The 12,431-nt window shown below is 40.3% G+C and carries 9 protein-coding genes; 4 read left to right on the forward strand and 5 right to left on the reverse strand.

What is annotated here, in order from left to right; all coding sequences use genetic code 11:
• Positions 1 to 2: 2 nt before the first annotated feature.
• The 3 genes from NSMS1_RS14245 to NSMS1_RS14255 all read right to left on the reverse strand — a co-directional run bounded on the left by NSMS1_RS14245 (position 3) and on the right by NSMS1_RS14255 (position 6,125).
• Positions 3 to 4,631, reverse strand: a complete 4,629-nt coding sequence (locus NSMS1_RS14245; RefSeq protein WP_224094424.1) for a hypothetical protein — start codon at positions 4,629 to 4,631, stop codon at positions 3 to 5.
• A 239-nt stretch (positions 4,632 to 4,870) separates the two neighbouring features.
• Positions 4,871 to 5,311, reverse strand: coding sequence for a hypothetical protein (locus tag NSMS1_RS14250; RefSeq protein WP_224094426.1), 441 nt, complete (start codon positions 5,309 to 5,311; stop codon positions 4,871 to 4,873).
• Positions 5,301 to 6,125, reverse strand: coding sequence for a DUF4007 family protein (locus NSMS1_RS14255; protein WP_224094428.1), 825 nt, complete (start codon positions 6,123 to 6,125; stop codon positions 5,301 to 5,303). Before NSMS1_RS14255 ends, NSMS1_RS14250 begins: the two co-directional genes overlap by 11 nt.
• A 171-nt stretch (positions 6,126 to 6,296) precedes the next feature.
• On the opposite strand from NSMS1_RS14255, the gene dndE reads away from it, so the two are divergent.
• Both dndE and NSMS1_RS14265 read left to right on the forward strand, forming a co-directional pair.
• On the forward strand, positions 6,297 to 6,698 hold the full coding sequence (gene dndE, locus NSMS1_RS14260) for a DNA sulfur modification protein DndE (protein WP_224094430.1): 402 nt from the start codon (positions 6,297 to 6,299) through the stop codon (positions 6,696 to 6,698).
• Between the two features lie 30 nt (positions 6,699 to 6,728).
• Positions 6,729 to 8,192: a DNA phosphorothioation-associated putative methyltransferase gene (locus NSMS1_RS14265; protein WP_224094432.1), complete on the forward strand. Its 1,464-nt coding sequence runs from the start codon at positions 6,729 to 6,731 to the stop codon at positions 8,190 to 8,192.
• Positions 8,193 to 8,415: 223 nt separating this feature from the next.
• Here the strand turns inward: NSMS1_RS14265 and NSMS1_RS14270 are convergent, their stop codons facing one another.
• Positions 8,416 to 8,982 carry an HdeD family acid-resistance protein gene (locus tag NSMS1_RS14270; protein ID WP_224094434.1) on the reverse strand — a complete coding sequence of 189 codons (567 nt, stop codon included), beginning with the start codon at positions 8,980 to 8,982 and terminating at the stop codon, positions 8,416 to 8,418.
• A 60-nt stretch (positions 8,983 to 9,042) separates the two neighbouring features.
• Positions 9,043 to 9,174, reverse strand: coding sequence for a hypothetical protein (locus NSMS1_RS35095; RefSeq protein WP_263432580.1), 132 nt, complete (start codon positions 9,172 to 9,174; stop codon positions 9,043 to 9,045).
• Positions 9,175 to 9,564: 390 nt separating this feature from the next.
• Between NSMS1_RS35095 and NSMS1_RS14275 the strand changes: the two genes are divergently transcribed.
• A complete protein-coding gene (locus NSMS1_RS14275) occupies positions 9,565 to 11,034 on the forward strand; it encodes an efflux RND transporter periplasmic adaptor subunit (RefSeq protein WP_224094436.1) in 1,470 nt (489 codons plus the stop codon).
• Positions 11,031 to 12,248 carry an ABC transporter permease gene (locus NSMS1_RS14280; protein ID WP_224094446.1) on the forward strand — a complete coding sequence of 406 codons (1,218 nt, stop codon included), beginning with the start codon at positions 11,031 to 11,033 and terminating at the stop codon, positions 12,246 to 12,248. Before NSMS1_RS14275 ends, NSMS1_RS14280 begins: the two co-directional genes overlap by 4 nt.
• The last annotated feature ends 183 nt before the right edge of the window (positions 12,249 to 12,431 follow it).

Below are 12,431 nucleotides of genomic sequence, written 5' to 3' on the forward strand. Positions count from 1 at the left end.
CCCTACTCATCCTCCCTCGTTTGGGTGAGCATTTGTCCTAACTTGGCGTAGACATTTTGTTGTTGTAAATCAGGAAGTTGGCGGAACAAAAAGAAGATTTGATTAGCTATATCTTTATCTCTTTCCTCAACGCATTGACGCTCGATATTTGCTAATAACTGAGTTGCTGAATCACTAAGCAAGCCAATATAATTATCCTTTTGGGTTTGAATTTGCCCTATTAAATTATCTACAGCTTCCAGCCTATCTGTATCATCAGACAATTGGTAGATTTCGGTGCAACTATTTTCTAAACCCCTCACCCATTCCTCGGCAGCAGCTTGTGCTTGTTGCAAAATTTGTGATTGTTTTTGTGCTATTTCTGTACGCAGTGATTTTAGGCGATCGCTAAATTTTTCACTCACGCCTTCAGTTCTATTTTCCCAATCCTGTAGTTTATCTAACTGAGTTTGACAAGCTGCTAAACTCTCTAACTTTGTTGACTCGGCTATCTGCAATAACTCAATTAATAGTGTCGATTCTTCGATAGTTGCTTCATACTCTATTTCTAATTCTGATTGCAAGTATTGATTTGATTTTTTCCGTAGTTCTTTCTGAAATCTTTGTGCCTCTTCTACTGTTGTTAAATGCCCTAAATTATGCTTACATTCTTGTAATTGCGCAGTATATTCTTGGATTTTCTTGTGCAAATCTGTTTCTAACTGAACAATTCTTGCTTGAAATCGGTCAGCATTACAGATATTCAACTCTCGACTAGCAATTATTGCCAAAACCTCATCACAACTAGCAATTGTCTCACTTTGTTGATAACGAAATTCTAGTCTTTGTATCTGCTCAAGGTCATTCTTTAAACTTTGAATCTGTGGTTGTAATTCCTGATAGTCTACATAATCAGCAGTATCTTGAAACACAATATCTAGTTTGGCATATTCTGTATTAATAGCATCTAAATCTGGCAGACTAGTTACTAATAGTAGTTGAGTGCGAAGACTTGCCAAACTATGACGATATTCATTAATTTTATTTTCAATTGACTGCACAAGTCCAGCAATTTCCGCCGCAAATTTATCAGGATAGTTAAACCCAGATTGTAAATTGGTAATTTCTTGCAGCGCCTCTTGAGCCAGATGAATTGTTTTGCTTTTTGTGGCACAATTGCGGATATTCTGTATGATTTGTCTATCTTCAGCTTGCTTTTGTCCTGCTTGTGCCTGCTGCCTAATATCTGTTAATTTAATTTGGCTGGCACTGAGGGAATTTTGCAAACTCTCAATTAGGTGGGGAGGCAAGCCTGTAATTTGGTTAATTTGGTCAATAATTGCTTGAATTTCACCCTGATAAGCAATACAATCTGGTTCTGTAGCTAAGGATTCAGCAAGCTGGCTTTTTGCTGCTACTATTTGATTAATTTTATCAGCGATAGTTTGCCATGCTTGCGAAGTGCGATCGCGTTGTTGTGGTGTGGGTAAAATGGAATTGTTTGGCGATCGCTGCGACAGTTGCGGGTAAAGTTGTAAAAGCGTCGCTAATTTTGCATCATGGGGTAATTTTTCCACCGCTTCCACTGGTTGCAACCACTTGTCAATTTCCCCAACCCCAGCACTCACCAGCTTTTTATTCTTAGTTAACTCTTGTTTTTCTGACTCCTCCGGTTCATTAGACTCTAAAAAAGCAGCAACAGCAGCCAGATACGCCTGCGCCTGTTCATATTCCATAGGCGATGGCGGCATCGTCGGCATTTGTATCTGTTGACGACGAATTAGTTTAGACTTGTGCTTAACAATCCAATCCTCAACAAATGTAGTCGGGTTTAATATAATCTCCGTGTTACCCCAATTCTGCACAGACTTATTTTCTGTAGCAACCAATTCACCCTTTTTTGTAGTCAGTTTGATGCGTCCTTTTAAACTTACTTCTCTGCGGTGAATTGCCAACCATCCCGCCAGCAACATAGTAAAGTTATACTCGCTATAACCAAAAGGTGGCGTAGAAAGCGCTTGCCAAATTTTCTCTAAGTCAACACTGTTTGGCGATAAACCTTCTAAGTCAGTAATTTCCGAAATTTTATCCCAAGCAACGCGGATTTTCTCATTAGTTGGTGCTTGAACAATATATTTATCAGATGTTTTCTTAAACAGTCCCCATAACTTAACAAAAATCTGGTCAATAACAGTGCTATAAGAACGGTCAGGAAGTGTCTGTTGATTGATATTATCTTCAATCAATATTTGTTTTGCAGTCCAGCCAACAATTTTTTTACCTGTTTGATGGTCTGAACGCATTTTATCAATTTCATCCACAGGTGGAACCAAGGGGTACAAATCTTGTAGAAGTACACTAATTACCCGTTGCGCTTTTTGTTGTTCAGCCAAGGGAATCTTTTCTATTCCCACACAATGATAAGTACAATTAGTTAATAATCTAGTTAATCTTGTGTTTACCTCGCCTTGCCAACGCTGAAGCAGTTCTTGATAAGCTTTTCCAAAAAATCTTTTTTCAGTAGGATCAGATTTTTCCAGTGCTTTTATTTGGATAATCATCCGAGATAAATTTCCAGTCTCTTCTGTAGGAATAGCGACGGCGATGTAATTTTTTATGGGCGATTTTGATAAATAATTAGCTATCTGATTGCGAAAATCCTGTAACTCTTCTTGAGTTTCTGCCAAGACATAAGCCAAAATCCCCTTTTCGCTAGTTTCTTTAAGAATGCGATTACTTTCTAGGGCTTTAATAAATCTATCAATAGTATATATCTTACGCTCAAACCGCCAGTCTTCACTGACTAATTTATTGTCTTTGACAAACTGTGTAGCGCTAATTGTTAGCGTAGCTGGATATTCTTTAAGAATTTCAACTTGCTCACAATAACTGACAACATTATTAATTGATGTTTCCTGTGATTTAGTTTTTTCCTCAATTTCTTCTTGAATACTTTTAGGATTAATTCCTTCCCAGAAACGATAGAGTTTAATTTCTGGACGGTGGTAAATTAAATCTCTTTCCTTCTCTAATTTATCCAGTGCCGCCTGGAGTTTAAATTTAGATAAACCTGTCAATATTAGTAAAATTTCTTGATGTTCTTCCCTATCAGGCTTGGTGAGTTTTTCGCCACTGGCTTCATATAAAAATAACGCCTTAAGCACCATCAATTCATCTGTATCATCAGCCCCAACAACCAAATCTATAGCTTTCTTATATTGACTATAAACAGGATAATTAGAAAAGTTTTCCAGAAACGTATCAACTAAAGCAATGGGATAGATATAATTGAGTTTGCCAGCATCTTCTACAGCGTGATTAGCAATAAAGTTTTTCACATAGCCTTTAATAAACTGAATTGCTGTTCTATCTTGAGTAAAATCAAGGTTGCATAATAAATATGCTGTCAAAGGATGCAGGGGAAAACAACCTTCCGACAAATGATTGTAAAATTCCTGAAAAGACCAGCCTTTCTCTTTATAAATTTTAATTCTTCGCTCAAAAGCTGTTTCCGCTTCTCTCCTCAAACTGTTATGCCATTGAGAAACAAATGTTTGCCAAGCAAAATCATCTTTTTGTAATAATAAATTTTTGACGACCAGTTCTAAGCTAGAAGTAGGGTTGTAAGTAGTCCCATCCTTTGGCGCTAGGCGAGTGGCAATCTTTTGATATTCTAATATTGCATTGGCAGGAATTCCTACTGCTTGACCCAGATGAATTTGGGTAAAACTTAACAGAGCAATTTTTCCTTTATAATTTTCGCAAATATTAGTAATATTTTGCAGTGCTGTACCCCCAGCACCAATATCATCTACTGCCCAATCTCTCAAATATCGACTTAGTTCGTCAAATAATATTAAAATTCCTTGGAAGTAAGCATTCTCACCAGTACAATAATTTCTTATTAGGTCTTCTAAAATTGCTTGAATATCTATATTCGCTGTAAAATCAGGAGTTAAGCCTGTGAGTTGAAAGGCAAGTTTTTTTACAGTAGAGATAACGCCAGGATTGTTTTGTCTGAGTAAGCTGATAAGTTTACTTAAATTGCCATCAGTATTATCAATACTTTGTAAATATCTCTCAGCCTTTACTTGATCCTCTGGAGTTAAATTGTCTAAATAACTTAGGGGTTCCTTACATATATGTTGTGCTAAAGAATCTTGAATACCTGCTGCTGCCAAACTTTTGACAAGTTGTTGTAGAAATTGCTTCCTGATATCGCCGCCGATGTCACCACTAAGACAGATAACCAAATGTTGGTGACGTTGATTTTGTTTAAATAGCTTCAGCCCTTCAAAAATAGCCTGACTTTTACTAGATGTCGCCTTTTCCACTTGTGACAAAATACCTTGTACTTCCTGGCTGTGGCAGGGTTTTTGGAAAAAGTTGGCTATAGCGATCGCAAAATGAGATTTCCCCTTACCATATTGTTGAATCATCAAGTGGATATTCGGCTGATTTGCACTATGATAGCTACGACGCACCGCATCCAAAATACCAACCGTAGATAACTCAGGTTTAGCTGCATCATAGTTAAAAATAAAACTTTCGCATAAAGATAAATTTTGATGGGAATTATCCATCATGCCAAAGTTTACAGAACTAGCAATACTACCCTTTTCGTTAATTTCAACAAGTTGGTTGAGGAACATAGTTAATTTAAAATGGCAAATGCAAAAAGATAACTTAAGTAAGTCGATGAGAAATAATCAGTTTAGTGGCGTGGCAAGCTTAAAATGTGGCAATAGATTTGGAAAAAATTGAACGCAGATGGACGCAGATAAACGCAGATGAATAAGATGATATATTGTTGACTAAAGCACTAAATTAGCTGAAACAGTCCAGTAGGTTAAAAAAGACAAATCACAATAAAACCCTCTTTCTTCCTGCCTTATGCTGAAGGAATGCGCCTAATTCTCTCTGGCAACCAATTTTTCGGTGCTAGTTGATGAGGTAGGAGTATCCACAAAAGTTTTTCTAGCTTGCGAGTCTCTTCCAGTTGTTTCCAGAAAAGGGTAATACGACTACCAGATGTAACTTGCAGGTAAGTAATGAGACAGTCTAAACCTTCGAGTAAAACAATTTGTTTGTCAACACCAGAACAAATTGACTTAATAGCCCTGAGTTCCACATCTAAATTGTGATGTAGTGCAAGAAAACTTTCTCCCGGTTGAATCCTTTGTAGCAAATTTTCTCGGTAATTGATACGATGAGCATTGTTGTAATAAACAATACGTTTCAGTTCTGCTTCGTCAGGTGTATCCCACAGTAGCAGGTGAACTCTATCATCAGGTCTAGCATCTCGCAGTAGCAAGTTATCCTCAGCCTTCATAGGCTTTCTCCAGCAGTGCCAAGGGTTCACCCCAACGCGGAATTACCTGAAAAGGAGGTACTGCCCGACGCTGTTCGATGATGCCGTAAGCTTCTAGGGTATTTAGCTGTTCTTGTAACGCCTCTGCTTTCACTCCCAGGACAGCAGCCAGCCCCATTTTGTCGTTCACTATAGACTGAGTAAGAACTGAACCCTCGCCTTTAAAGTCACGTTCCCATAACTTAGCCAAGAAATAACCTAATAAATAAGCATTAGGTAAACGGGCATATCCACTCACATATTCATTCTTTTCTTGAGTGATAAACTTGCAGGCTGCTAAAGCGCTAAACTCAGTATATGCTCTTAATATAAACTTAATTCTATCAGCAATTACTTTGCTTTCTTCTTCAAATATTGATGCACTATGATATAGCAATTCTTCCTTAGTAAATTTAGGATAATTAGGTACAAATGTATAGACAAAGTAAGTCCAAGCACCCCAATCAGTAGGGTTTTCTGGTGCTACTAAAAGACCGCGATCGCCAAAACTTAAATAAAAGTGCATTAACCAATCTGTAATACTCGACTCAAAGTTGGGATCTAGCCGTAAAACAATTTCCCCTTCTGGACTAGGACGATTATTTTTAACTAAACCCGCACGTACCGCCCAACTTTTTACCCTTCCTACCTTGGCATTACCTAAACTTGTTTTTTCCATCAAATTTGGCAAGCTATCATCTAAACCCTTCTCTTGAGCAGCAGCATGAAGTAATCTGCTTACTTCATCTTTTTTTAAAGCAAAAGAACCATTAAAATGCAATTGCAATTTAGCCATAACATCCTTTAAGAATAAAAAGAATTAATAAATTATATTTTTTCCAATATATTAATAAAAAAGTTTTGAGTTATATTTATAAACAAACATTATACCAAATTGATTAATATATTATTCAGTAAGGTTACTTATATAAAAGTATAATATAGAGAATTTTTCCCATTTTTAATTATGGAAGCCCCAATCGAAAGAATTAGGCTATCGCAAACAGCCAAAGACCAACTGTTAAAACTCCGCCGCAGTACCAAAATCGACCAATGGAATATTTTATGTCGCTGGGCTTTTTGTCGTTCCCTCGCTGAAGCTACTCCACCTTCCCCTGTTCCCATTCCTCAAGATAGCAATGTGGAAATGACATGGCGTGTCTTTGGCGGCGAAATCTCCGATATTCTCCTCCTCGCCCTCAAACAACGCTGTCACAATGACAAACTCCCCATAGATAAAGAAACCCTCGCTACCCAATTCCGCTTACATTTACATCGGGGTATTGGCTACCTAGCAGGCGACCCAAATATCAAGAAAATTGAAGATTTAATAGAAATTGCAATAAAAGATGGAAAGGATATTAGTTAACTGTTAACTGTTGACTGTTAACTGAATATTATGTCTGAAGCGTTAGAAATCGAGCGTCATCGAGCCGCGATCGCAAGAGCGGAAATCTCTCGTCCTGTAAGATTAGCTATAGAATGGGCAGTCCTTAACCCAGACAAGACATTTTTTGACTACGGTTGTGGTTACGGTGGTGATGTTCAGCGTGTGGCTAACCTTGGCTACAACAGCGCGGGTTGGGACCCTTATTACTACCCTAACGAACCAATTACCGCCGCCGATGTAGTTAATTTAGGTTACGTCCTCAACGTTATCGAAGACCAAGAAGAACGCCGTCAAAGTCTCATCCAAGCCTGGGAACTCACCCGTAATGTTTTAATTGTTGCAGCACAAGTATTAATTAACGCTTCTAGTAAAGCACAACTCGCTTATAGCGATGGTATTGTCACTAGCCGTAATACGTTTCAAAAATATTACGAACAAGCAGAACTAAAAAAATATATTGATGAAGTCCTAAATGTTGATGCGGTTCCCGTCGCCTTGGGGGTTTACTTCGTCTTCCGCGATGAAGCCGAAAAAGAAAGCTTCAAAGCTATTCGCTTCTTTTCTCGCACCGCTACACCGCGAGTCCGCATCCCGACAAAGCGGTTTGAAGACTATCAAGAACAACTTGCGCCTCTGATGGCATTTTTCACCAAGCGCGGTAGACTGCCAGTGAAAGGGGAATTAGCCAACGAACAAGAATTACTGAGCGAATTTGGTAATTTCCGCCGGGCTTTCGCTGTTGTCCTCCAAGCCACTGATGAAGCAGAATGGGATGCGATCGCCTATCGTCGTTCTTTAGATATCCAAGTTTACCTTGCTCTGACTCACTTTGATCAACGTCCCAGATTTTCCCAACTCGCACCAGAAATGCGCCATGATATCAAAGCTTTCTTTGGTAGTTACGAGGAAGCTTGCGAAGTCGCCGACCAAAAGTTATTTAGTTTAGGTAGACCAGGAGTTGTGCAAACAGCCTGCGACAAAAGCAAAGTTGGTAAACACACACGCGGCGCTTTATATGTCCATGTCTCTGCCTTAGTTGCCCTCGACCCATTGCTACGCATATATGAAGGTTGCGCCAGCCGTACCATTGGGCGTGTAGATGGAGCTACACTGATTAAATATTACATTGACCAACCGCAAATATCCTACCTATTTTATCCAGATTTCGACACTGACCCCCACCCTGCCCTCAAAGCTAGTATCACAATAGACTTAAAAACCCTGTATGTAACTCACCGCGATTACAGCAATCGCGCCAACCCACCCGTATTACACCGTAAAGAAACCTTCGTTACCAGTAACTACCCACTCTATGAACAATTTGCTAAACTCACTCAACAAGAACAGCAATTTGGGCTGCTGAAGCAAAAAAGCGAAATTGGTACTCGTGAAGGTTGGCAAAAATGTCTGGCTGCACATGGTGTAGAAATCAAAGGACATGAAGTGTATTTAATTGAGGAACAATCAGAATAAGTAGGTCGGCGTAAATAAATATTGTTGGGATAAGGCAGGGGGAGAAAGAGTTTGAGCCTTATTTACTTTTATCGAAACAAGCGGGTTTAAAACCTTGCCTTTTAAGGCGAAAATCTCTTGGAACAGGGTATAAATCCCAGAGCAAACGCACCTTAAACTGTGCTGCCGTTGTGAGTTGATTTAGCTATTGCTATCACTTTCATCATTTAATCTAAAACAATACTTAATTAAGAGCTAATGCTTTACGAGTAGCAGTGGCAATTGACAACAGCGATGCGCCACTGAAGATCAAACTAATCCCAACATACAATCCAATTAGCCAGAACGAGCTATTTGGCCAACTATACAAAATAAAAATTCCTAAAATCAGAGTAATTATGCCATCTACTAATACCAGCCAGGACAAATGACTACCAGTCCGAGCTTTAAAGCTGGCAATAATTTCCACAATTCCTTCTAATATAAAAATACTGGCTAAAACTAGTGTCAGAGTAACCGCTCCTGCTAAAAGATTACTTAGAAGAATCAAACCTGCAATCATGTAAACAATTCCTATCACAAGACTCAGCCAGAATCCCCGAATCGGTTTGGATTGAAACGATTTTACCAGCCGGACAATACCTGCAATCAGAAAGATCCATCCGAAGACTGAAACAGAAACAATTGTGGCGACGATGGGCATCAGTATAGCAATTATTCCCAAAACAATCAGCACAATGCTCAGAGCAATAATCCAGGTTGTGTTTTTGCGAGTGGTTGCTTGAGTTTCTGGCGAGGTATCGAGCATCATAAACTTTCTCCCCCAAGGTTTAGCTGCGCTAATAATTTATGATGTTTGCAATCCCTTCAACTAAAAGCCTGTACCCAAAGACAGAACCAATTGCGCGATCGCTGCTTGAAAAAATATATTGAAAATCAGCAACAACCAGAAGATTAAGAATTGTTCGTTTCCTCCATGTTTTCCTCCCTTGCATGTCGGCATTGGTCGCTTAACTGTCGTCAACACAAGCGCCATTCATCTCATCACTTCCGCGCTTCGCGGTAAGTGAGAGGCTTCTGTCAGTTCAAGCTAAAAACGGCCTCCTGCCTTCGTTAATTACATAGTTTGGTTTTATTGCACCGACTTACTTGGGTTAGTGATTCACCTTTTATACCTTAAGGAAAGTGGGAATTAGTTCAGTTCACCCATTCAGGTGAAGGCATAAAAATTTTTTAGAGGCTAAAATCAAATTTGCGCAATATATCATTTATTACTTGTTAAGTTATCAAATTTCTATAAATATTTACTTGCCCAGTTGTCAAACTCTTGATTTTTGGCTTCCCTGCTCAGAATCACACCACTTCCTGAACCAAGGTTAATAGGCTGCTACTTATGATTGTGTATATAGAAGTTCCAATTATTGGCAAACTTAAACATCCGACTCGTTGGCTGGCGGGATTAGTGGCTGCTGGTGTGTTAGTAGTTGGCACAACTACAACTTATAAGATTGTCCAGCAGGGAAGCAGCAAACAAGATATTACACAACTAACGGTTCCCGTAGAAACTCAGAACGTCACTATTAGAATTACGGCTAGTGGTAAAGTTGTGCCAGTTCAGAGTGTAAATATTAGTCCAAAAAATCCTGGTGTACTAGCGCAATTATACGTAGAGCAAGGCGATCGCGTCCAGCAAGGACAAATTATCGCTCGGATGGATGTGGGAGAAATTGAAGCCCAAATTGCTCAATATAGAGCTAATGTAGCCCAAGCCCAAGCCCAGTTAGATGAAGCTAAAGCAGGGAGCCGTCCTCAAGAAATTGCTCAAGCCAAGGCACGTTTAGCCCAAGCCCAAGCCCAATTAGCTGAATCTGTCGCTGGAAATCGTCCCCAAGAAATTGCCCAATCCCAAGCCAGAGTTGATGCAGCCCAAGCTAAGGTAAATTACACAAATGAACAGGTAAAACGTTATCAGTATCTTTACGAACAGGGCGCAGAGAAGAAACAATTATACGACCAAGCCGTGAGCGAAGATAGAAGTGCTAGGGCTAATTTAGCAGAAGCGCAAAAACAATTATCACTATTGCAGAGTGGTACTCGTAGCGAAGTCATCTCTGCAAAGGAGGCGGCTGTCACTGAATCACGCGCCGCTTTGGTACTAGCACAAGAAGGTAGCCGTCCTGAAGAAATTGCCCAACGTCAAGCCGCCGTCAGAGCCGCACAAGCACAGTTAGCAGCCGCCCAAGTCAGATTAGCGGATACCGTAATTCGCGCCCCCTTCTCTGGCATAGTGACGCAAAAGTACGCCAATATCGGCTCTTTCGTCACTCCTACCACCTCAGCTTCTACTAGCGCCTCAGCAACTTCTAGTTCGATTGTGGCTGTAGCACAGGGTGTAGAAGTATTGGCACAAGTACCCGAAGCTGATATCGGTCGAATTAAGCAGGGACAACAAGTGGAAATTGTCGCTGATGCGTATCCTGATCAAGTGTTTCGTGGGCGTGTGCGTTTAATTGCCCCGGAAGCAGTTGTGGAACAGGGTGTGACATCCTTTCAAGTGCGGGTAGCTATTGATACGGGTGCAGATAAATTACGCTCTGGCTTAAATGTAGATTTAACTTTCTTGGGCGATCGCGTTAATCAAGCTTTGGTATTACCTACAGTTTCCATTGTCACCGAAAACGGGAAAACAGGTGTTCTAGTACCAGATGCCAAAAATAAACCCCAATTTCGGGAAGTCACAATAGGCGCACAAATTCAGGATCAGACGCAAGTTTTATCTGGAATCAAAGAGGGCGATCGCGTGTTTGTTGACTTACCTAAAGATTACAAAATTCAGAAGGCTAAAGAAAAAGCAAATCAATGAACTTCCTAGAAAGTATGCAAATGGCAGGTAAAACCCTGCTATCTAACAAACTGCGTAGCGCCCTAACTATGTTGGGCATTGTCATCGGTAACGCCTCCGTTATTGCCATGATTGGTATTGGTGAAGGCGGACAGAGATATGTCAAAAAGCAGTTAGAATCTTTAGGGCCGAATGTGCTGTTTGTCATTCCTGGGAACCAAGCCACGCAGCGTATCACCACCAACCTACCCAAGACTTTGGTACTAGCCGATGCAGAAGCGATCGCCACTCAAGTACCCACTGTAGCTGCCGTAACTGTAGAGTTAAATAGTCGGCAAGTAGTCACTTACAGTAATAGAAATACTAACATTAATATTATTGGTACAAATCCCAACTTCCTGTTAGTGCGGGATTTTGATGTGGAAAGGGGGCGATTTTTTAGCGATATAGATAGCAAACGCAGCAATCAAGTTGCCGTACTCGGTGCAAAGTTAGCTGAAAGACTCTTTAGCAATACTAACCCTGTAGGGCAGCAGTTACGCATCAAGAATACCAGTTTTCAAATTATTGGTGTGTTGGAAGCCAAAGGTTCAAACTTGGGTGTAGATTATGATGATGCAGCCCTCGTACCTATCATCACCGCCGCTAACCGCATTGTCGGACGCACTTCTCCCTATGGGTTGGAGTTAACCTACGTTGTCGCCTCAGCTAAAAACGCCGAAAGTGTGGATGCAGCAGTCTTTCAAATTACCAACTTACTGCGACAACGGCATAAAATTACAGATGAAGACGACTTTACCATCCGTACTCAAAAAGATGCCTTGCAGACAGTCGGACAGATTACAGGTGCATTGACAGTGATGTTAGCTGCGATCGCCGGTATATCATTATTCGTAGGTGGTATCGGCATCATGAATATTATGCTTGTCTCCGTCACCGAACGCACCCAAGAAATCGGACTCCGCAAAGCTATTGGTGCAACAGAACAGGATATTTTATTACAATTTCTCATCGAATCGGTGATTGTCTCTGCCATCGGTGGCTTAATTGGGACTGGTGTTGGTGTAAGTGGGATTCTCTTAGTAGCAGCTTTGACACCCCTAGAAGCAGCAATTTCTCCCGTAGCCATTGGTACAGCCGTAGGTATTTCCGGTGCGATCGGCTTATTCTTTGGCGTAGTTCCCGCCCGCCGTGCTGCTAAACTCGATCCTATAGTTGCCCTCAGAAGCGCCTAATACCAATTTAAAAATATTTGCAACACATTCATTAGTGGGGGAGTACAGATGTACGTCCCTACAGTCGCTATATTTTTTACATATAATTTTAGTAAATAAATCTGTATTGCAGATAGCATCAAGTTTGACTACCGTGCTAATACGATAGAATTTCATAGCATAAATAATTTGAACACAAAAATA

The sequence above is a fragment of the Nostoc sp. MS1 genome (assembly GCF_019976755.1).
GTDB lineage: Bacteria > Cyanobacteriota > Cyanobacteriia > Cyanobacteriales > Nostocaceae > Trichormus.